The organism is Microvirga sp. HS2, from assembly GCF_055792805.1.
The window spans coordinates 58793-79168 of the sequence record NZ_JBVVAJ010000024.1 but is presented as its reverse complement, the minus strand read 5'-3'; the positions used below and the strand labels follow the sequence as shown (position 1 = coordinate 79168).

The following is a 20376-nucleotide window of genomic DNA, read 5'->3' as shown; positions in this document are numbered from 1 at the left end:
TCCTCCTTTGGGCTTGGCCGGTTCAGGAGGAAGGAGCGGCTCAATCACCGCCCACAGAGCATGGGAAGCAAGAGGTTTGGCCATGCCAAACCAACGCCCTCACCTCGGTTTTGTTAGACGCTCAAGAACTCGCGCCGGATCCGTGCAATCGTGTCCACGCCCTTCATCCCCTGCACCCATCCTGAACCAGGACAGGCAGTTTGCTCGCGTGACAGCCACAGGGGTCAAATTTGGACGCCGATCCCCCGTCTCAGAGGGTCAACATTGCACGCCGAAACACACTAACTGGCCTACGCCGACCTGCCAGGCAGCATCGATCGAAAGGATCCTCGTGTCTCGCCGCGATATGCGGCTCTCAAGGGGCTTCCGCACATCCTGATCTGGGCCGGGTCGGATGAAACTCTGCTTGCGGGTGCCACACGCTTGGCGGCCGCAGGAGCCGCGGATATGCCCGTCTCGCTCGAAGTGTGGCCGCACGTTATTCATGCTTGGCCCGAGTTAGCCTGATCGAGCACGCCTAGCCTAAAGAAGGAGCGACTCAAGGCGATAGCCGCGCGCAGTCTCGCAGCCCTCGACACGATCATTGCAAAAGATGCCCGAGGCTGGCTCAGGCACGCAGGCTAAGCTCTACACTGACCTGAAACGCGCTTTAGTTCCTTTTCCAAGTGCGATTTCCACCTTCTTCCAGCTTGGAAAACGTTCGGTCAACTGGCCAGAATGCAGACAGTCAAAGGGGAGGGTCGCTTGAATCCATTGGCAGCTCAACTGCGATTCGACGCGCGGGTGGTCCTGGTCACGGGCGCGGGGGCCGGCATCGGACGCGCCACGGCCATAGCTTTTGCACACGCCGGCGCCAGTGTTGCCGTCACTGATATCGACGGCACCCGTGCGGGTCAGGTGGCGGACGAGATTTCCCGGGCCGGTGGCCAAGCGTTCCCGGCACGGCTCGACGTCGCCGACGAGCGCGAAGTCGACCGTGTTGTCGAAGCAACCCGCTCGCGGTTCGGAAGCCTCGACGTTCTCGTCAACAACGCCGGCGTCAGAGGGAGAGTTGCGACGGCCGATCTTCCCACGGAACAGTGGCAGCGTGTCCTAGGAATCGGCCTCACAGGAGCGTTCTTCTCCGCACGGGCCGCCGCGAAGCCCATGATCACGCAGGGTCGTGGCGCCATCGTGAACGTCGCCTCCATCATGGGCTTATCGGGAGGAGGGCTTTACCCGAATCCAGCTTACCATGCCGTGAAGGGCGCTCTCGTGAACCTCACGCGGGCTTGGGCTCTGGAATGGGCGCCGCACGGCATTCGGGTGAACGGGGTGGCGCCGGCTTTCGTCAGGACCGCCCTCGTCGAATCCCTGCTCGCCGATGCCGCACTGAAACGCGCGATCCTGGATGCCACACCGCTCGGCCGTCTCATCGAGCCTGAGGAGATCGCGGCCTCGGTCCTCTTCCTCGCCAGCGATGCCGCCGCCATGATCACAGGCCATACGCTGCCTGTCGACGGTGGATGGCTGGCGCGCTAGAGCATCGTGCGGAAAAGTGGATCCGGTTTTCCGCCCGGACGATGCTCTTGTTTAAGGAGAAAGCATCGGATCTGCCCCAAAAGTGCAAATCCACTTTTGGGTCCGATGCTTTAGCCCGACCGGCGTCCCGCGGAAGAGCTGGCGAGCCGCTGCGGTCAAGGGCAGCTTCGAACCCTGCAGCCCTTCCGGTCATCGGCTTGTCCACCGCCCTCATCGTTGCAGGGCCAATCTCGCGATGGCAAAGGGTTCCAGCTCGACCGAGTCCATCCGCTCAATCCGGTCGAGAAAACCTGGATCGGCGGCAGCTGCCTCGAAATCCTCAGCCGCGAGGCTCGCTCCTTGGACGCTTCCAATTCCCTCGATCATGACGAGCTGGCGCTCGGCCGTAAGATTCGCAAGCCACAGCTCCCATCCCAAGTCCGACTGGGCGGCAAAGCCTTGCACTAGGCTGGGTGCAGAGATTTCCGTTGCGACCATCGCGCGTCCACCCAGCCGGGCAAGGCCGCGCAGGATGTGAAAGACTGGATAGAGTCCCGGCTGGACATCGAAGAAGGGCTGCGGCCAGGAGCGGCGTGCATGAACGGCGCCGAACGCTCCCACCAAGCCGCCGAGCGTGATCGCGGCCGCACCACCGCGCGCGAAATGCGAGAAGTAGCCTAGGTTCCATGCTGCCCCCAGGAGGCCTCGCTGGCGTGGATCGTTGAAGTTCATGGCCTGCCGGATGTTGCGCGGGTTGGCCGTCGGGGCTTCGCCGTAAGGATTGTCGCGCATGCCGATGGCGCTTGGCCCGACGACGATGGGCGTCTCTCCCGCGATAGCACGGGCGCTCTTGGCGATGAACGGGAGCGAGCCGAGCCCCTCCATGACGGAGCGGTCATCGCCGGCATGGACCACGGCGCATGTCGTGAAGACCACGTAGTCGAGAAGCTCCGTCGGCGGGCGCTTGCGGTTGAGCTCTGTGAAGTAGCTAAACATTCCGCCGCCAATCTCCGCGCCGGGGAACGCCTCACGGGCGGCCCTGTAGAGCGCGTCGAGCGGCGGAGACGGCGGCCAGACGCTGCCCGGCAGTGTGCATTTCAGGTCGGGTGCGGACGAAATCAGGACCACTCGGAACGGCGAGCCGAGCGAGGCTGCCATCCGGCCGAGCTCCGCGACCTCGGCTTCCGCCGCGCTCTGCTCAACCGAGAGGACGACGGCCTCGAGCCAGGGCTGCGCGCCGAGATCGCGCGCGATCTCAATCGCCGCGCGCAGGGTGTCCGGACCGTGGCCCTGACGGGGATCGTGGCGACAGACGAGATAGGAAAGACCGATCTCGGCCAAACGGTCGCGTGCGGCGCGGGCATCCTCGGCGTCAGCCGGATCGAGCCCGAGGCCGAGCCGCGGGACCGGTCCCACATCGTCGCCCAAGCGGACCGTGACCATGCCGCCCGCGGGAGCGATCGCACTCCCGCGATCCTCGACCGTCACCGTGACGGATTGTTCGAGCTCGGTGCCGGCCGCGAGCCGATACGGCCAAGGCAGGGCGAGCGGGCGCACATAGGTCTTGAACGAGGCGTCCGTCCAATTGCGCTGGTCCTCCATCTCGAAGGTATCGCCCTCCATCCGACAGGTGACCGAGAGGTCCGGAGCGGCTTCGTGGGTCAGCGCGCGCAGATCCACCATGGGCTGGACGGGATCGATCAGGTCCGGGAACGCGCCTTCCACGACTCGACCATCGACATGTTCGATCCGGGCCCACCGCCCTGCCGTGCTTTCGGGATGGAGCACTACGAATCCGGTGCGGTTCGTCTCGAAGTCCGAGGCCGCGCGCCCCCGTGCTCGGAAGGTGAGCCGGCCATCACTCGTACCGGAGATCTCCGCCGCGTACCGGAACTCCTGGCGCTCGTCGGCCGTGGCCGCGTCGTAGGTGACCCGAAAGCCAGCCTCTGTCTCTTCGATGGACAGGTTCCAGATGCGCGGGTTGTAGGTGCCCCAGTTGCGGTCGCGCACGATGAAAGACACAGCGCGCAGGAGCTCGTGGCCGCGAAAGCGGATGTAGCGCAGGTTCCCAGCTTCGAGCTCCGCGGTGAGCGGGCCTGCGCGGAGGACGCGTGGCGGCTCTACCTGCTCCTCGGTGCCGTAGAGCCGCACGGCGAGTGTTGCATTGCTGGACATATCGAATCTCCTTTTAGAACGCTCGGGCCGCTTGGTCTTTTCGCCTAACTTCCCGGTTAGCCGGCTTCAGCGTTTTGCCCGGACGCTGACCAGCCTCTCGACCAGCAGCGCCAGGATGATGATCGCTCCGATGGCCGAGCCCTGCCAGAAGGGTGAAACGCCCATGAGGTTCAGCCCATTGCGGATCATCACCATGATCAGGACGCCGATGAGCGTGCCCCCGATCGAGCCTCGCCCGCCGTAGAGGCTCGCTCCTCCGATTACCACGGCCGCGATCGCGTCGAGCTCGAGCATGTTGCCCATCAGCGGATCGGCCGAAAGGAGCTGCGCTATCGAAAAGGTCACTGCGACCGCCGAAAGGGCGCCTGAGATCACATAGGGCAGCGTGCTGTAGAACAGGACGGAGAGGCCCGCGGCGCGCGCAGCCTCCGTGTTGGAGCCGATCGCGTAGATGGTGCGCCCTCCCTTGGTATAGGTGAGGTACGCGAAGGCGAGGGCGTATAGGACGAGGAGGAACGCGACGTTCGCCGGGATCCCGAGTATCGAGGTGTAGACGATGTTCGACAGGTCCGACGGGATGTTCGAGATCGCCGTCTGCCCGGAGAAAATGTACGCGAGGCTCCGGGCGATCGCCATCATGCCGAGTGTCACCACGAAAGCCGCGAGGCCGAAATAGGCGATCAGGTACCCAGAGACGAGGCCAATGAAGCCGCCCGCCGCGATAGCGCACGGGATGGCGAGCGGGATCGGCAGGTGCTGCAGGGAAAGGCCTAGAACGATCCCGCACAGGCCCGCGACCGATCCGACCGAGAGGTCGATCCCGCCGGTCAGGATGACAAAGGTCATGCCGACAGCGACGATGCCGACCACCACGGACTGGTCGAGGATGTTGAAGATATTCGTGCGCGTGAGGAAATACGGAGAGAGCAGCGACAGCACGACCGCGATGAGCAAAGCAAGGAGGACCATCCGCACCTCGAGGCGGCCGAAGATCCGCCTCGTCCAGTTGCTGCGGCGGGGCGCAGCAACGTCAAGCGGTTCACGGGCGCCGGTGCTTGCAAGGTCGTTCATCGTCACTCCGTTACTCCTGTTCAATCGGTGCTCATCAGGCTCTCGACGCGGCTCCGGATAATCTGGGCGGAGGGGATGGGCATCCGGCTGTCGACGGTCAGTCCGATCCAGCCGAAATCATGGCCGCGCGGGCTGCGCATTGGGACCAGAAGGGTCGAGAGAGGCACGTCCGCCTCCGCGACGAAGCCGTCCTGTCGCTCCGTGAGGGCGCGGGGAATGCGGGTCTCCCCGATCTGCATGGCCTCTCCGGTCCGCAGGCCGGGACTGAAACTGCCCGCGGCCTCCACGAGGTTGAGGCAAATCAGCCCATCGCCGTCGATGAGTGCCCAGAAGGCCGCACCAAAGTAATCCGCCGAGACGGCCTCGAGCAGGGCGGTGTTGCGTGCCATGGAGGTCCGCGGGGCGGCGAGCAGCGTAAGCTTCACCTCGTCGAGGCGCGCGCTCGGCAGATCCGCAATCGTGCGCCCGTCGCTGAGCACGACGATCCTGTCCGCCAGCCCGAGGAGCTCCTCGAAGTCCGAGGAGATCAGCACAATGGCCACGCCCTGCGAGGCGACCTCCCGCAGGATCGCGTAAATCGACGCACGGGTGCCGATGTCGACGCCTTTGGTCGGCTCGTCCAGGATGAGAACGGCAGGTTCGAGCAGCAGCCAGCGCGCGATGATGACCTTCTGCTGCATGCCTCCGGAGAAGGTCAGCATGTTCGCATCGAGGAGGCGGTCGGCCGGCAGCCCCAGCCGCTCCATCAGGCGCGTTGCCGCGGCCTCTCTCTTGCGGTAGCCGCGGCCGAACCCGCGATGAGCGCCCAAATGCGCGAGGAGGAGGTTCTCCTTGACCGAGAGGTCGGGCACGATGTTCTGCGTGCGTCGGTCTTCGGGGATGAAGCCGATCCCGTGGGCAATGGCCTCAGCGGGGCTTCGCGGCGTAATGCGCTGCCCTGAGAGCGTGATGGTGCCGCGGGCTCGCGGGCGCAGGCCGAAGATCGCCTCCGCGGCCTCGGACCGGCCGGCCCCGACGAGTCCGCCGAGGCCAAGGATCTCGCCACGGCGCACGCCGAAGGACACGTCGACCACGTGGGGCGGCGCGCCGAGCCCTTCGACCGCCAGCAGGAATTCGCCGAAGTTGTTCCGGTCTGGCTCGCGCGGTTCTGCGGTGCGGGCGTAGATCGAACCCAGCTCCTGCCCGACCATGTGGCGCACCAGGTCAGCCTGACTGAGCGAGGCCGTCTCCAGCGAAGCCGCGACGGTGCGTCCCTCACGCATGATGGTGACGCGGTCGGTGATCGCGAAGACCTCTTCGAGACGATGGGATACGAATACCAGGGCATGCCGGTCTTGGCGCAACCGGTCCATGATCTCGAAAAGCCGCTCGACCTCGGACGGGCTCAACGACGCGGTCGGCTCGTCAAAGATGATGAGGTCGGTGTCGAGCGCGAGCGCCTTGGCGATCTCGACGAGCTGGCGCTGGGCCGCGGAGAGATCGCGCACCTCCTGGTCGAGGGGCAGCATATGCTCGTGGCCGAGCCGGGCGAGCAGCTCGCGGGCGCGCTGGCGCAGCCGGCCGCGCGAAAGCCAGCCGGGCCTGCCGAGTTCGGGCAGGAAGATGTTTTCCAGCACCGAGAGATCGGGCGCGAGGCTGGTCTCTTGCATGACGATGGCGATTCCGGCCTCGAGTGCATCGCGCGTGGAGGCGACGCGGAGCGCTTGCCCCTTGAAGACGATCTCGCCCCGATCCGGGATGACGTGCCCAGAGATGACCTTCGACAGGGTCGATTTGCCGGCGCCATTGGCTCCGAGAAGCCCGTGAACTTCGCCCGCGCGCAGTTCGAGGGTCGCGCCCTGGAGGGCCCAGGTGCGATCAAACGTCTTGTCGACGCCCGTCGCTTTGAGAATCTCTGAGGGCCGGACCCGGCCTGGCGCATGCATCGTTGCGGATTTCCGTTGCGGGGCGCGGCCCGGGGAACCGGGCCGGCCGAGCCTTAAGGCGTCATTTCACCTCGTTGGCGAATACCGTCTCCTTCACGGTAGGCAGGAGCTTCTCGATGTTCTCGCTCGTCACGACCAGGATCGGCACTAGAATCTCCTTCGGGGGCGTTTTGCCTTTCAGGTGCTCCAGGATTGCCTCACCGGAGCGCACCCCCATGAGATAGGGCTGCTGCATGCCGGAAACGACGATCTCGCCCTTCTTGAGCAGGTCGACGAAGTCCGGGATGCCGTCGAACGCGGCGACTAGAACCTCGCCTTGCCTCCGGGCGGCGCGGATCGCGCGCAGCGCCCCGATGGCGGGCTGGTCGGTCTGGATGAACATGCCCCTCATGTCGGGGTTGGCGGTCAGCATGTCCTGCGTAAACTTGAAGGTCTCGTCGGCGGTGTACGACTGCATCTGCTGCAGGCCGGCATCCTTCGTGATCCCGGCCGCCGTGAGCGCATCCCGGAAGCCTTTCGTCCGGGCCTGGCCGTTCTTGCGGGCCTGAGAGATCGAAACGATGCCGACCGACCCTCCCTGCCAGCCCTTTTTCTTCATGGCCTCGGCAAGGGCCTTGCCGACGCCGTTCGCGCCCTCGTAATTGTCGGAGATGATGAACGACACGTAGTCGCCGCTGTTCGTTCCGATATCGGCAATGACGACCGGGATGTTGGCCTCCTTGGCGAGCTGGAGCACGCTGGGAGCGGTCGAGGAATCGGTGGGCGAGATCACGATGCCGGCCACTTTGCGGGCGACTGCATCCTGTGCATTGCGCAGCTGGGTCTGAGCGTTGTTCGCGGAGTCGAGCGCCTGGTAGGCGTAGCCCTCCTTTTTGGCGGCAGCTTCGACGCCCTTGGAGAGGTAGCGCCAGAACGGCAGGTCGAGGCCAGGCGTGAGATAGACGATCTCCTTCTCTGCAGCCCGGGCTGGCGCGCCGACGGCGGTCAGCCCGGAGGCCAGGGCAGCGGCGGCCGCAAGGGCCAACAGGCTTCTTCTCTTCATCATGGGTTCCTCCACATCGCTCGTTATGCCCCGACTGGGCTGAGGTCTTCGAAGCCGGCCCGTCAACTCGTGGCTGGTCCATCCTTCGGGTCGCTTGCGGCAGCTTGCATCGCTGAAGCGGCAGTATCGTCCGGGTCAGGATCCTCTTGTGGGACGCACGCCGGTCTCATGCCGGCACCGGCGCCGTCTCGGGAAGCAGGCGCTCGGCCTTCAGATCGCTCCAAAGCGCGGCTGGCACTTCGGTCTTGATCGCCTTCATGTTGCGCTCGACTTCTTCGGGAGAGACGCCCCCGAGGATCACGGATGCGACGGCCGGTGCGCCGAGGGCGAACCGGAGGGCCGCGACCGCGATCGGGACGCCATGAGCCTCGCAAACGCGCTCGATCCGCGCGACCTTGTCCATCACCTCGGGCGGAGCCGGCACGTAGTTGAAGTGGGCGCCGGGCTTGGCCCCGGTTGCCAGGATGCCTGAATTGTAGATGCCGCCGAGGATGACGCCGATGCCCTTCTGTTGGGCGAGCGGCAGGAACTCGTCCAGGGCGTCCTGATGGAGGAGCGAGTAGCGCCCGGCGAGCAGCACGCAGTCGAAGTCTCCCGCCTTCACGAAGCGCACGGTCGTGTCGGACTCGTTGAGTCCGAGGCCCACTGCCTTGATGACGCCCTGACTCCGGAGCTCGTGCACGGCTTTGTAGGCTCCCTCCATCGCCTCCCGGAAGCGCTGGTCCGCCATCTCGGGCCCGTGCGTCCAGACGTCCACATCGTGCAGGAGGAGGATGTCGATGCGGTCGAGGCCGAGCCGCAGGAGGGACTGCTCGAAGGAGCGCATCGTGCCGTCATAGGAATAGTCGACGATCGAGGCATGCGGAACGCCGCCGGCAAAGCCCGGGCCTCCGACGCTGCTGCCCGCCACGCGCGGGTCCATGCGTCGCCCGACCTTCGTCGACAGCACGTAGGAATCGCGGGGGAAGCGCCGCAGCGCGGCGCCGAAGCGCAGCTCCGACAGGCCGTTGCCGTAATGCGGCGAGGTGTCGAACAGGGTCATGCCGGCGCGCTGGGCCGACTCGACCGTCCCGATGGCCCTGCCTTCGTCGAGCCGCTCGTACAGGTCTCCGAGCGGCGCTCCGCCAAAGCCGAGAATGGTAACTGGTATGCCTGTCTTTCCAAGGGGGCGGGTGGGAAGCATGAGAGCGTCTCTGTGGTTTGGGTTAAGAGGTGGTATCAGGCGGTTGCCCGAGCCCTGGGGGTATCGGTGACGGTGTCGAGGTCCGGCGCCTGGCCGTAGCTCATCCTGCGCATCTGCTCGATCACCTGGGTCATCTCCGCCTCGGTGAGGCGCGGCGGCTCTCCGATCGCAAGCGCGTGGACGTACATCTTGGCCAGGGTCTCGATCTCCACCGCGCGCCAGAGCGCGCGTTCGAAGGTGTCGGCAAGCACGATCAGGCCGTGGTGCCCGAGGAGGCAGGCGCTGCGGTCCTGAAGCGCCGCAAGGGCGTGATCGGACAGGTCCTGGGTTCCGAAGCACGCATAGGGCGAGCAGCGGATGTCCATGCCGCCGGCGACGGCCACCATGTAATGGAAAGCGGGGATCCTGCGCTCGTGCACCGCCAGCGTGGTAGCATAGGTGGAGTGGGTGTGGAGCACGACGTTGTGGTCAGGCCGGGCTCGCAGGATATCGCGATGAAAGCGCCACTCCGAGGAAGGGCGATGACGGCCTTCGTACGTGGCGTCGAACCCCATGGCCACGATGTCCTCGGGACCCATCCGCTCATAGGGCAGGCTGGTCGGCGTGATGAGGAACCCGTCGGGAATGCGGTGGGAGAGATTGCCGGAGGTGCCCTGGTTGAGGCCGATCCGGTTCATCTCACGGCAGGTCTCGACCATACCTGAGCGGAGGGAGTCGAAAGGGGCTTGGGACATGGCGTTCTCGCGTTTCAGGCGGACAGGGCTGCAGCGTCAGGTTCAGCGGCCAGCCGGGCCCAGCGGGCGGCGGCCTCGCGAAGGCCTGGGATGACCAGGGGTTCGGATGAAAGGAGTGGGATCTCCACCGGTGTCGCACGCGAGAACCGCCCCCACAGCAGACCGGCGCCCAAGGCGGTGCCGTGCGGCGACTGGCTCAGGGTGACGGGCTGGCCGGGGCGTAGCGCCGCGAGCAGACGACCGAAGGCGAGGTTGGTGACGAACCCCCCGTCGACCACGATCGGCGCGCGGGAGCCCAGCGCATCGAGGCAGACGCTAGCGGTGAGTGCCGCGTAGAGCGTGGCGGCAGCGGTCGCCTCGGCGGCCCCGACGGTTGGGGGGCCGACGAAGCGTCCGCGACGGCCGCTCCCACGGAACAAGCCGTCATGGGGACCGAAGGAGGGGAGGGGCAACGTCCCGCGAGTGATCAAGTCCGGCAGGACTGCAATGACGGCTTCATCCGGAACCGGGTCGGAGCCGGCGATCATCGCGTATTCGCGGCCCGTCATCGTGAGCGTCGAGGCCACAATCTCTCCGTCGACGTCCACGTTGGAGACCATCGCCCGTGTGCTGTCCAGCCGATCGAGGGGGCAGTGGCGGTCGAACCCAATCATCCAGGTGCCGGTGGACAGCACGGTGTGGTCGGACAGCCCGGCTGCCTTGTAGCGGAAGAGGTTGGCATTGCTGTCGTGGACCCCGCAGAGCACCTCGGTGTTCTGTGAAAGACCGGTTCGTGCAGCCCAATCGGGCCGCAGACGCCCGAGCACCTCGCCAGCGTGGGACAGCGGAGGGAAGAGACACTGGAAGCCACGCCGCCGAACGAAGTTGGAGAGCGTGCCCGTCCGGGGATTCCATACTTGCCCTTGCGCGCCGAGTTGCGAGACCTCGCTGGCCGGTCTGCCGCCGAGCCTCCAGGCCACGTATTGCGCGGTCGTCAGGAAATGCTGCGCCCGCGCGAAGGCTTGCGGGAAGCACTCCGCCTGCCAGATGAGCTGCTTGGCGAGCTGCATCGCGCCGGTCCCGGTGAAGGAGAACACCTCTTCATATAGCGGTCCTTCGATGGCATATAGGGCGTCGATCTCGGGCGGCGTCGCAGCCTCATAGTCCATCATCGGCAGAACAGGCCCGGCCTCGTCGACCAGAACGCCACCGCCGCCATGTGCGGTGGTGACGAGCGCGCCTATCTGGTGACAGTCAGCGAGTTCGGTGAGGCTGTCGAGGAACCAGCTGATGATGCCGTCGACGTCGATTGCCGGATAGGGCTTGTCGAGCAGGAAGTCGTGGACGCGCGAGATCGAGGCCGTGCAACGCCCCTCCGGGCCGACGAGCACGAGCTTCAGATTGGTTTTCCCAATGTCGAGAACCGCTGCCTGGGGCTTGCCGGACCCTATCATGGTCAACCGCCTTTGAGCCGCAGGCGCAGCTGGGTCATGCCCGCGACCGCGATGAGAATGCCGCCCCAGATCGCCAGGGTCAGGAATGCGCTAAAGTTTAGGAGGTTAAAGGCCGATGAGATGATCTGGAGCATGATAAGGGCGAGCACCAGCCCACTCACCTTGCCGAACCCGCCCATCGGGTTAATGCCCCCGAGCACCGCCGCAAGGATCGTGACGAGCAGATAGCTCTCGCCATAGGAGGCATTGGCCGAGTTGAAGCGTGCCATCATGACGATGGCTGCTACGGCGGCGAGGAGGCTCGAAATCAGATAGACCTTCAGGATCACACGCCGCGTTTGAATCCCCGAGAAGCGCGTCGCCCGCTCGTTGGAGCCGATCATGTAGATCGCTGCTCCTAGGGGCGCTCGGTTCAGCATGACTGCCAGCGGCAGCGCGGCCGCGGCGAAGACGAGAAGCGCCACCGGGATTCCCAGAACAGCTCCGTTCCCGATGAATACGATGGGATCGGGGAAGCCGGAGATCACGTTGCCTCGCGTGGTGCCGACCGAGATCCCTTTAACCAGGGTCATCGTGCCGAGCGTCGCGAGAATGGGCGAGACCCGCAGATAAGCGATGACGAACCCATTCACGAGCCCGATCAGCGCCGCGACGGCGAACCCCGCCACGAGAGCCGCGACCTGAATCAGAGCCCAGGCCGCACCTTCCGATCCGGGCACGAAGCGCGTGAGAATGGCTGCCATTGTCAGCGCGCACAGGTTTGCGGTCGCGATGACCGACAGGTTGATGCCTCCCGAGAGGAGCGTCACCATCATGGCGAGCGACAGGATGCCGAGTTCCGGCAGTTGATAAGCCATGGATTGGAGGGATGCTGCCGAGAAAAGCTGTTTGCCGACCATGAGCCCGAAACCCGCCAGCAGGATCGCGATCAGTACCATAAGCCTCAAGTTGGCGCCGTCACCGCCGAAATTTCGCAAGCGTTCGAAGTGGCCGACCCGAGGCGGAGGGGCCTCTTTTGCTGCAAGCTCTCCATTGGGCGGCGGTCCGACTGTGTCGGCCGGCTCGGAAGAGGTAAGCGGGCGGCTCATGGGGCGGCGCTCCGCAGAGGAAAACGTGCCCAAGAGAGCCCGCCGCCTTCCCGGACTTGGAGAACGGGCATGGAGCAATTCATGTGACGGCCCTCCCGGCATGGCGCCTGAGGATGAGCGCGGTCGAGCTCACGGACACGAGGATCACGAGCCCGACGAAGAACTGCGACCAATAGGATGAGATGCCCACCAGAACGAGACCGTTCTGCATCACTGCGAGGAGGGCCAGTCCCAGCGCCGTGCCGAGCACTGTTCCGACGCCGCCGTTGAGGCTTGCTCCGCCGAGGACCACCGCCGCCAGCACGTCGAGCTCCCGGCCGACGAGGACCGTGGGCGCTACGCTCTGGGCGAGCTGCGCCTGCGCGAGCGACGCGATGCCCGCCATAAAGCCCATGTAGCCGTAGACGAAGAGACTGAGGCCGAACACGTGAAAGCCGAGCCGCCCCGCAGCGTCCCTGTTGCCGCCGAGCGCATAGATCTGCCGTCCGACGGTAGTGCGGTTGAGCAGGACCCAAGTTGCCGTGAAGGCGAGCAGGAGCAGCAAGATCTGGAGATTCAGTCCATAAGGGATCTGGTCGGCGTCGACGAATTCGAACCACCAGATCCCTTTCGAGAACCAGTCCGGAAGGGCGTAGATGTATTGGCCGCCGGTGACGAAGACGAGCAGGCCGTAAAAGATGTTGAGCGTTGCGATCGTGACAATGATGCTCGAGATGCGCAGACTTTCGATGAGCCAAGCGTTCAACAGTCCGCAGGCGATTCCCGTTCCGATGGCGAGCCCGAAAGTCCCAGCCCAGCCGAGCCCGTACGCGTTGGCGAAGGATAGAGCGATATACTGCGCCACCGAGGCTGTCGCCGTGAACGAGATGTCGATCCCCCCAGCGACCAGAACGACGAGCAGTCCCGCCGCTAGGATGCCGAGAAAAGCGTAGGACGTGAGGAGGTCGAACAGGTTCTGGAGCGTGAGAAAGCTCGGGGTCGCGATCGTGAGGACGGCGCCGAGCGCAAGCACGACGGCAAGGAGGCGGGCCTCGTGGCTATGCGAGAAGCGGCGGACAGCGTCGATCATGAACGCCCCTGTTCGAATACAGGCGTCGGATCCGGCGCGGGCCGTCCCGTTGCATCGCCGACTGGGAGGCAGGTGAGAGGACCGAACTCAGGCATTCACGGCCACCCTGAGCTCGGCTTCTGAAGTGCCGTGCGGCCGGAACTCGCCCGTGATCCGCCCCATCCGCATGACCAGCACGCGATGGCTGTGGAAGAGCACCTCCGGGATCTCGTCGGAAATCATGATCACCGCGACGCCTTCCGCTGCCAGCCGCTTGACGATCTCGTAGATCCCGTCCTTTGCGCTGATGTCGACGCCGACCGTGGGGCTGTCCAGGATGAGGAGGCGCGGGCTGGTCGCCATCCATTTCGCCAGGACCACGCGTTGCTGATTGCCGCCGGAAAGGGTCTTCACTGGATTCTCGGGATCGGAGACCTTGATGCCGAGGTCCCGGATCCAGCGCCGGACGGTCTCGCGTTGCCGCTTCGGATCGATGAGGCCCAGGGGGCCCGCCAAGTGATTGAGGACAGTCACGACCATATTGGTTGATATCGACTGGTCGAGCACAAGGCCGAGGGTCAGGCGATCCTCGGAGACATATGCGATACCGTTCTCGATGGCCTCTCTGTTGGAGCGCATCGTGAGCGGTCGTCCTCCGATCCGGAGGGTGCCCGAGTCAGGGGGATTCATCCCGAAGAGGGACAGCGCGAGCTCCGTTCGTCCGGAGCCGAGGAGCCCCGTGATGCCGAGGATTTCGCCCTCGTGCACCCGCAGATCGACGTTCTCGTACTCGCCGCGCCGTGTGAGGTTCTCGACCTCCAGAACGACAGGCCGCCCGGTGAGGTCGACATCCCTTAGATCGTAGCGGAACTCCTTGCCGGTCATCAGCACGGCGAGCCGGTGGTCGTCCATCTCGGCTGCGTCGTAGGTCCCGACCTTGCGCCCGTCGCGCAGGACCGTGACGCGCTCGGCGACCTCCATCACCTCGTCCAAGCGGTGGCTCACAAAGACGACACAGATATTGCGCGACTTCAGTTCCCGGACGAGCGAGAGCAAAGCGTCGACCTCGTGGCGGGTGAGCGATGCCGTCGGCTCGTCCATGATGACGAGGCGGGCATCCGCGGCCATGGCCCGGCAGATCGCGACGAGCTGCCGGTCTGCGATCGAGAGCGTCTCCACGCGGGCATGCAGATCGAGTGCAACGCCGATGCGCGCCATGGCGCTTCGTGCTGTCTTGTCGATCGCCCGCCAGTCTACGGACCGGGGCTGGCCGAGATGCCGGCTCACGGCGATGTTTTCGGCAACGGTGAGGTTCGGGAACAGGGAGAGGTCCTGATAAATCACCTGAATGCCGAGTCGTGTGCTCTCGACCGGGGTGAGCCGCGTGTACTCGGTTCCCGCGACGATGATGCGACCGCCTGGCTCCGGGGGCTGCACGCCCGAGATGATCTTAATGAGCGTCGACTTGCCGGATCCGTTCTCGCCGACAAGGCAGTGGACCTCACCAGCCTCAAGAGTCAGGGAAATGTCCTCAAGCGCCCGGACACCCCCAAAGCGCTTTGAGATTTGCTGCAGTTCGAGGAAGGCCATGGGAGCGGATCCTTGCTGACGATGACCAGCGCGGGCGAATGCCCCGCGCCGATCACTTGCCTCCGCGGCTTACAGACCCTGCGCGATCAGGCCATCCACCGTGTCCTTGTTGATGCGCATGATCTTGTCGACCTTGATCTGTCGTCCATCGACATCGACTTCGGCCTTGCCGAGACCAGGAATCTCGATTCCGTCCTTGATGTCCTTGCCGTCTAAAATGAGCTTGGCCACGGCTACCATGGCGTAGCCGGCGTCGGTGGGGTTCCAAAGGAATCCCTCGCGGATTGTGCCGTCCATGATCAAAGGCTTAGCCTGAGAGGGGAGCACAGTGCCGACCACCGCGATCTTGCGTCCGAGTCGCTTCTCGCGCACCGCATTGCCGGCGCCGATTGGACCGTTCGAACCGAAGCCCAGGATACCCCTGAGGTTGGGGTAAGCCTTGACGACGTCCAGCGTGGTCCGGTAACTGGTGTCGATCTCGTCCGCGCCGGGAAAGCGGTCGGTGACGAGCTTCATCTTTGGATAATGCTCTTTCTGATAGGCGATCGCTGCATCCGCCCATTTGTTGTGAAGCGGGGTTGTGAGCGTGCCGACATAGACAACGTACTCGCCCTCTTCACCCATCTCTTGCGCAAGGCGCTTCATCTGCTCCTCGCCGAATTTCTTGGAGTCGATGAGCTCGACGTTCCAAGTGCGGCCCTCCTGTTCGGGACCTTCATGCGTGATGACCGGAATACCCGCGGCCTGAGCCCGCTTGAGCACAGGTTCGGTGACTTTCACGTCCAGAGGCACGAGGCCGATCACGTCGACTTTCTTCGCGATCAGATCCTCCAGCAATTTCACCTGCTGCGCTGGATCGACGTTGGCTGGGCCGACCATTGAGGCATTAATACCAAAGTCCTGACCGCCCTTCCTGATCCCTTTTTCAACCGCATTGAACCAAGGGATTCCAGCAATTTTGACGACCGCTACCATCTCCTTCTGGCTTTGGGCGAAAGCTGTCGAAGTCACCGCGAGGAGCCCAGCGGCAACGACAGCGCCGACCGTCGAGAGCAGTTCACGCCTGTTCATGTTCTTCCTCCCTACAGGCCCTGGGCCTGTGCAATTCTGTTCTTGATTTTCCGGATCCCCTTAGGGGGCGCAGGCCCGGCGGCCCGGGCGTGTGCTGGAAACTGTAAAACGCGGGGCAACACCTCCTGCGCGCGAGTGGCAGAACCCAGTCGCGGGCTCCTGCCATTGAACACGCACGGGCAATAGGGTGAAAAAGTTATGCACCATTGTTGGCAAGGAGCAAGTATCGACTGTAATGAATACCTCCTAAGGGACTCCCTATACTTCTTCACAGGGCCAGCACACGGCGTTTTTCAATAAACGTCAGCGGCTCCTGAAGCATATGATAGGGGCGCACAGGAAGCGCTGTTGCGAAGAGCCCCCGACTTGCGGCCACCCTTAGATCACTGCCGAGCTTCGAGGCGTTGACGAGGCGATTTCTTGACCTTCAGCCGGGTGACAACCATCGATAGCAGGCCCAAGCACGGGTCTTGAAGCTGCTCGACAGTATCGCGGACGCGCAATGGGTCCTCATTGAAAAGGGCGAATACGTCCTTACCGACCCCGTTCGTGGTTTTGCTGATCTTCCGGCTGGCTCTGCTCTTCGGCAGCTTTGGTCTTTTCGCGCCTCGCAATGCAACCATCATCATCGTTCGCAGGCGGCCGGTCAGTCAGATCAGCTCGAGGTTGCGCTGGGTCTCGCGTTCCAATCTGCGGTCGGAGGGAGCGCGATTGAGATAGCGGTAGATGTCGTTCTTGAGCAGGGTGACCTGTCGGCGGTCTTCCCCTTCAACAAAACGCTTCATCTCGCTCTCCGCCGATCAGCATCAGCTTGGCAGATCAACGCGTTTCCACACAGCCTGGACCCGGAGGCAAAGTTCCCAAGCTCGTCGGCTCAGCAGAGTTACTTTTGGTGATGCATACCCATCCGATGCGCCGATCCTCTTCCACGCCAGACTCGCTAAGCTCGAGCAGGGTCGGTGTACGAGGGGAGAGTTGGAAGGCGAGAATCACAGCAAGGCTCTAGGAACTAGAAGTGGTCTTGCCTGAGCCCTTGAAAGGGCCTCCGGGGCTGGTTTTGCCATTTCCTCGGGTGAACGTCCGGGGCGACCGTGCCTTCGTGTCAGGACATGGTTCCCAGGAAGCGGATGGCAGTCCTGCGGGTCCCTTCGGTTCCGTGGGGGAGAGCATCTCCGTCGAGCAAGGATGGGAGGTCGCCAGAAAATTGGCTCTGTCCGTTCTCGGCAGCTTGCAACGCGAGTTGGGTGATCTCGACCGAAGCACGGGCTGGTGCCGCGTGTTCGGCATGGTCAACTGCGTGCCGAGCTTTGACAAACCCTCTGCCGTCATCAACGGCTTCTCGGAACTTATCCTGATGTCTTTGGCTCCGAGATCGGACGGCATGCCCGATCAGCGGTCGGCGTCGCCGGACTGCCGCTCAACTTTCCCGTCGAAGTCGAGGCAGAGGTCGTGATCACCCGTTAGCTGACCGATAGACTTGGAGGAGGCAGGCGGATGGACAACGCTCAGGTTCGTCTGGCGCAACCGGGGAGGGCCGGATTGAGGCAACCCTGGCCCGGCGTGCTGAAAGCTCTCTGTTCCTGCGCTCGTTCCTGGCGCGGGGCGGCCTTGTCGATGACGGCAAGCCGCTTCAGGGCACATACGCGATTGCCATCGGTGCTGGGCTTGCCACCATGACGAGGCTTGGACCGCCCCAGCAACTCACCTTCGGGAGATAGCTGTCGAGCCTGGGCTTAGGTCTGCTCGTCCGGAGTATGTCGACGTCAGTGGCATGCAGAAGATCGTCAGAGCCTGACCCGAGACCTTCACTAAGAAGCTCTCCCGCACAGAGCGAATTATTCCATCTGCCTCAGAATGGCATAAAATGGTCTGGCTTGGCGGTCCTTCGTCCGTCGAGAGGCGGAGCCGCCGCGACAGGGGGCTTCCATGTTGTTTGTCGTCATCGGCAAGCCAAAGGCCGCGAACTGCGGCAAGGAACGGATCGCCCGTCGCGTGAGCTGGGAGTACCCTGCGGGCATGCGGATGATTGCCGAGTACTGGTCTACGTCCACCGAGATCGCCGTCATAGCTGTCGCCGAAGCGGATAACGTCACTTCAATCATGACGCTATCGTGGACTGGGATGATGTTTTTGACCTTACCGTCATCCCGACGATGACTGCCGAGCAGGGCCTCGAGTTGGCGAGGCAGATGCAGTCTAGCTCCTCCGCCTGAGGCTCGTGCGGGTCTGCTGCGAACACCATCTGGGTGCATGTCTGGCTCACGGATGCGCATAGGCCCTGTGGCCTCGCTCCAACCGCCTTGATGCGCAGATCTCTGCCGGATCAAGGGTGCCGGACTGTCGATTTGATCGACGTCGCGGATCTGGACTGTGCACCCAACGGACACAGAATGGCACGCAGGGCGCGAGGTAATGCCACGGGTCAACTCCGGGCGAAGGACAGCTCCTGGCACTTCTTGGAAGGAACGCGTTGGTCTGCTCATCGGGCGTCCGCGTATGAAAAAGTGGGCAGAAGAACTTCAGCGTTTGACCCATCCAGACAATTTGGTCGAGCCTCACGGGTCGTCGGATAGTATCCGGTTGATTCGGACGCCAGCATTCACCTCGTCTACAGCGCATTTCAGCTTGGAACGTTAATACAGAAGCGGACTCCTGCCCAAGGAGATTGGTTTGCTCTTTACGTCACAGTTCCCTAAAGGGTTAGCGGATTACGCAGCGTTTCAGGCATAGCGAGCGTGCCGGGCAAGGCAGACCGCGTACGGTCAGCCTTGCACCGATATCGTGGGAGAACGTAGATGCAGATTGGAATGGTCGGGCTCGGCCGAATGGGGAGCAATATTGTTCGTCGTTTGATGCGTGCAGGGCACGATGCAGTGGCCTATGACCAAAACAGCGCGGCGGTCCAGGCGTTAGTATCTGAAGGAGCCGCCGGTGCATCGAGTCTCGAAGAACTCGTGAGCCAGCTTGAAGCGCCTCGTACCGTCTGGGTCATGCTCCCCGCTGGCGAGGTAACCGAGCAGACCATTGAGACGCTTTCCGGTTTGCTCGAGCCCGGTGATACCGTCATCGATGGAGGCAACACCTTCTGGAAGGATGATATCCGGCGCGCCAAGGTTCTGCGTGAGCGTGGCCTGAACTATCTTGACGTCGGCACGAGCGGCGGCGTCTGGGGCCTGGAGCGGGGCTATTGTCTCATGATCGGAGGCGATGCGAAGGTCGTGGAGCGTCTTGAGCCCATCTTCGCCGTGCTCGCACCCGGAGTCGGTGACATCGCCCGCACGGCAGGCCGGGAAGGAGACCCATCGCCCGCCGAGAGAGGCTACGTTCATGCCGGCCCGAACGGCGCCGGGCATTTCGTCAAGATGATTCACAATGGCATCGAATACGGCATGATGCAGGCCATTGCCGAAGGTTTCGACATCATGCGACATGCCGCTTCGCCCGCGCTGCCGGCCGAGGAGCGCCTGGATCTGGATCTCGCCCAGGTTGCCGAGGTGTGGCGGCGCGGCAGCGTCATCACTTCCTGGCTTCTCGATCTCACGGCAGCGGCGCTGGCGGAGGAACCCGCTCTCGAGTCTTATTCGGGCTATGTCGAGGATTCGGGGGAGGGGCGCTGGACAATTCAGGCTGCAATTGCGGAAGCCGTGCCGGCCGAGGTTCTCACCGCTGCTCTCTACGCTCGGTTCCGGTCGCGTCAGGAACACACTTTTGCCGAAAAGGTGCTCTCGGCGATGCGCAAGGGCTTCGGCGGCCATCTCGAACCCGGAAAGGCAGGCCAGAAATGATTGTGCCGGCCAAGCGCGCCCAGCGCCTGTGGCGCCGTGCTTCTCCATGGTGTTCAGCCTCATTGAGGGCATCATCCTCCGCACTGCTTCGTGCGGCCACACCGGATGTCCTGTCATGAAACAACAGGGTGAGGTCGCTCGGGAGCCGTCGGATAACCTGCCGGCCATTGTCATTGTGATGGGTGTGGCCGGTTCGGGCAAAACGACGATCGGTTCCATGCTCGCACAGCAACTGCAATGGGAGTTCCAGGATGCAGACTGGTTCCACCCGACCGCCAACGTCGAGAAGATGCGTGCTGGTGTCCCTCTCACGGACGAGGACCGCCAGCCCTGGCTCTTAGCCATCGTAGCTTGGATCGACGAGATCCGCAGCGCGGACCGACACGGTGTGGTGGCGTGCTCGGCCCTGAGACGCGTCTATCGAGACACCCTCATGGCTGGCCGAAATGACGTGCGGCTCGTCTACCTCAAAGGCGAACGCGATCTGATCGCGCAGCGCATGGTGGCACGCAAAGATCACTTCATGCCGAGAATTTTGCTGGACAGTCAGTTCGCTACGCTTGAGGAGCCGGGTGCTGATGAGCGTCCGATCGTCGTGCCCATCGACGCTACTCCGCAGGCCGCCGTCGACAGAATTGCCGGCGAACTGGCAACACCTATTTCAGGCAGCTCGCGCCCCAATATGCTCCTCAATCGCGCCGACACTGCTCGCTAAACTGCGGCGAGTTTGG

General features: G+C 63.8%; 17 protein-coding genes and 1 pseudogene. 5 read left to right on the top strand and 13 right to left on the bottom strand.

Annotation, left to right across the window (positions count from 1 at the left end):
- Positions 1-84 (bottom strand): annotated as a pseudogene (locus ACS5Q0_RS19225) (IS5/IS1182 family transposase); the annotation flags it as partial.
- 201 nt (positions 85-285) lie between these two features.
- Here ACS5Q0_RS19225 and ACS5Q0_RS19220 point away from each other — a divergent pair.
- Complete coding sequence (locus ACS5Q0_RS19220; RefSeq protein WP_473128257.1) at positions 286-507, top strand: alpha/beta hydrolase fold domain-containing protein; 222 nt, start codon at positions 286-288, stop codon at positions 505-507.
- Between the two features lie 237 nt (positions 508-744).
- The gene (locus ACS5Q0_RS19215; protein WP_473128252.1) at positions 745-1521 is read left to right on the top strand and encodes an SDR family NAD(P)-dependent oxidoreductase; all 777 of its coding nucleotides are present in this window, start codon (positions 745-747) and stop codon (positions 1519-1521) included.
- A 210-nt stretch (positions 1522-1731) separates the two neighbouring features.
- Here the strand turns inward: ACS5Q0_RS19215 and ACS5Q0_RS19210 are convergent, their stop codons facing one another.
- From ACS5Q0_RS19210 to ACS5Q0_RS19155, 12 genes are all read right to left on the bottom strand, one after another.
- Entirely contained in the window at positions 1732-3675 is a 1944-nt protein-coding gene (locus tag ACS5Q0_RS19210; RefSeq protein ID WP_473128251.1) for a D-apionate lactonase family protein, read from the bottom strand.
- Positions 3676-3741: 66 nt separating this feature from the next.
- A complete protein-coding gene (locus ACS5Q0_RS19205) occupies positions 3742-4746 on the bottom strand; it encodes an ABC transporter permease (RefSeq protein ID WP_473128250.1) in 1005 nt (334 codons plus the stop codon).
- Between the two features lie 20 nt (positions 4747-4766).
- Positions 4767-6671 (bottom strand): sugar ABC transporter ATP-binding protein, encoded by a 1905-nt coding sequence (locus ACS5Q0_RS19200; RefSeq protein ID WP_473128249.1) that lies wholly within the window; start codon positions 6669-6671, stop codon positions 4767-4769.
- 61 nt (positions 6672-6732) lie between these two features.
- Positions 6733-7716 (bottom strand): substrate-binding domain-containing protein, encoded by a 984-nt coding sequence (locus tag ACS5Q0_RS19195; RefSeq protein ID WP_473128248.1) that lies wholly within the window; start codon positions 7714-7716, stop codon positions 6733-6735.
- A gap of 163 nt (positions 7717-7879) precedes the next feature.
- The gene (locus tag ACS5Q0_RS19190; RefSeq protein ID WP_473128247.1) at positions 7880-8896 is read right to left on the bottom strand and encodes an aldo/keto reductase; all 1017 of its coding nucleotides are present in this window, start codon (positions 8894-8896) and stop codon (positions 7880-7882) included.
- Positions 8897-8931: 35 nt separating this feature from the next.
- Positions 8932-9630 carry a class II aldolase/adducin family protein gene (locus ACS5Q0_RS19185; RefSeq protein WP_473128246.1) on the bottom strand — a complete coding sequence of 233 codons (699 nt, stop codon included), beginning with the start codon at positions 9628-9630 and terminating at the stop codon, positions 8932-8934.
- A gap of 14 nt (positions 9631-9644) precedes the next feature.
- On the bottom strand, positions 9645-11063 hold the full coding sequence (locus tag ACS5Q0_RS19180; RefSeq protein WP_473128245.1) for an FGGY family carbohydrate kinase: 1419 nt from the start codon (positions 11061-11063) through the stop codon (positions 9645-9647).
- Positions 11064-11065: 2 nt separating this feature from the next.
- On the bottom strand, positions 11066-12151 hold the full coding sequence (locus tag ACS5Q0_RS19175; RefSeq protein WP_473128244.1) for an ABC transporter permease: 1086 nt from the start codon (positions 12149-12151) through the stop codon (positions 11066-11068).
- Between the two features lie 79 nt (positions 12152-12230).
- Positions 12231-13220: an ABC transporter permease gene (locus tag ACS5Q0_RS19170; protein WP_473128243.1), complete on the bottom strand. Its 990-nt coding sequence runs from the start codon at positions 13218-13220 to the stop codon at positions 12231-12233.
- 87 nt (positions 13221-13307) lie between these two features.
- Entirely contained in the window at positions 13308-14789 is a 1482-nt protein-coding gene (locus ACS5Q0_RS19165) for a sugar ABC transporter ATP-binding protein (protein WP_473128242.1), read from the bottom strand.
- 69 nt (positions 14790-14858) lie between these two features.
- On the bottom strand, positions 14859-15860 hold the full coding sequence (locus ACS5Q0_RS19160) for a substrate-binding domain-containing protein (RefSeq protein ID WP_473128241.1): 1002 nt from the start codon (positions 15858-15860) through the stop codon (positions 14859-14861).
- Positions 15861-16510: 650 nt separating this feature from the next.
- A complete protein-coding gene (locus ACS5Q0_RS19155) occupies positions 16511-16645 on the bottom strand; it encodes a hypothetical protein (protein WP_473128258.1) in 135 nt (44 codons plus the stop codon).
- Between the two features lie 1141 nt (positions 16646-17786).
- Here ACS5Q0_RS19155 and ACS5Q0_RS19150 point away from each other — a divergent pair.
- The 3 genes from ACS5Q0_RS19150 (at position 17787) to ACS5Q0_RS19140 (ending at position 20360) form a co-directional block, all read left to right on the top strand.
- Entirely contained in the window at positions 17787-18017 is a 231-nt protein-coding gene (locus ACS5Q0_RS19150; RefSeq protein ID WP_473128240.1) for a DUF3303 domain-containing protein, read from the top strand.
- Between the two features lie 638 nt (positions 18018-18655).
- On the top strand, positions 18656-19645 hold the full coding sequence (gnd, locus tag ACS5Q0_RS19145) for a phosphogluconate dehydrogenase (NAD(+)-dependent, decarboxylating) (RefSeq protein WP_473128239.1): 990 nt from the start codon (positions 18656-18658) through the stop codon (positions 19643-19645).
- Between the two features lie 115 nt (positions 19646-19760).
- The gene (locus ACS5Q0_RS19140; protein WP_473128238.1) at positions 19761-20360 is read left to right on the top strand and encodes a gluconokinase; all 600 of its coding nucleotides are present in this window, start codon (positions 19761-19763) and stop codon (positions 20358-20360) included.
- Positions 20361-20376: the final 16 nt, after the last annotated feature.

Bases quoted from the DNA above. Each gene is read 5' to 3' on its own strand.
- ACS5Q0_RS19210 (WP_473128251.1), bottom strand. From the start codon at position 3,675: ATGTCCAGCAATGCAACACTCGCCGTGCGGCTCTACGGCACCGAGGAG.
- ACS5Q0_RS19195 (WP_473128248.1), bottom strand. From the start codon at position 7,716: ATGATGAAGAGAAGAAGCCTGTTGGCCCTTGCGGCCGCCGCTGCCCTG.
- ACS5Q0_RS19150 (WP_473128240.1), top strand. From the start codon at position 17,787: ATGTTGTTTGTCGTCATCGGCAAGCCAAAGGCCGCGAACTGCGGCAAG.
- ACS5Q0_RS19190 (WP_473128247.1), bottom strand. From the start codon at position 8,896: ATGCTTCCCACCCGCCCCCTTGGAAAGACAGGCATACCAGTTACCATT.
- ACS5Q0_RS19175 (WP_473128244.1), bottom strand. From the start codon at position 12,151: ATGAGCCGCCCGCTTACCTCTTCCGAGCCGGCCGACACAGTCGGACCG.
- ACS5Q0_RS19200 (WP_473128249.1), bottom strand. From the start codon at position 6,671: ATGCATGCGCCAGGCCGGGTCCGGCCCTCAGAGATTCTCAAAGCGACG.
- ACS5Q0_RS19185 (WP_473128246.1), bottom strand. From the start codon at position 9,630: ATGTCCCAAGCCCCTTTCGACTCCCTCCGCTCAGGTATGGTCGAGACC.
- ACS5Q0_RS19165 (WP_473128242.1), bottom strand. From the start codon at position 14,789: ATGGCCTTCCTCGAACTGCAGCAAATCTCAAAGCGCTTTGGGGGTGTC.
- ACS5Q0_RS19140 (WP_473128238.1), top strand. From the start codon at position 19,761: ATGAAACAACAGGGTGAGGTCGCTCGGGAGCCGTCGGATAACCTGCCG.
- ACS5Q0_RS19205 (WP_473128250.1), bottom strand. From the start codon at position 4,746: ATGAACGACCTTGCAAGCACCGGCGCCCGTGAACCGCTTGACGTTGCT.
- ACS5Q0_RS19160 (WP_473128241.1), bottom strand. From the start codon at position 15,860: ATGAACAGGCGTGAACTGCTCTCGACGGTCGGCGCTGTCGTTGCCGCT.
- gnd (WP_473128239.1), top strand. From the start codon at position 18,656: ATGCAGATTGGAATGGTCGGGCTCGGCCGAATGGGGAGCAATATTGTT.
- ACS5Q0_RS19180 (WP_473128245.1), bottom strand. From the start codon at position 11,063: ATGATAGGGTCCGGCAAGCCCCAGGCAGCGGTTCTCGACATTGGGAAA.
- ACS5Q0_RS19155 (WP_473128258.1), bottom strand. From the start codon at position 16,645: ATGAAGCGTTTTGTTGAAGGGGAAGACCGCCGACAGGTCACCCTGCTC.
- ACS5Q0_RS19170 (WP_473128243.1), bottom strand. From the start codon at position 13,220: ATGATCGACGCTGTCCGCCGCTTCTCGCATAGCCACGAGGCCCGCCTC.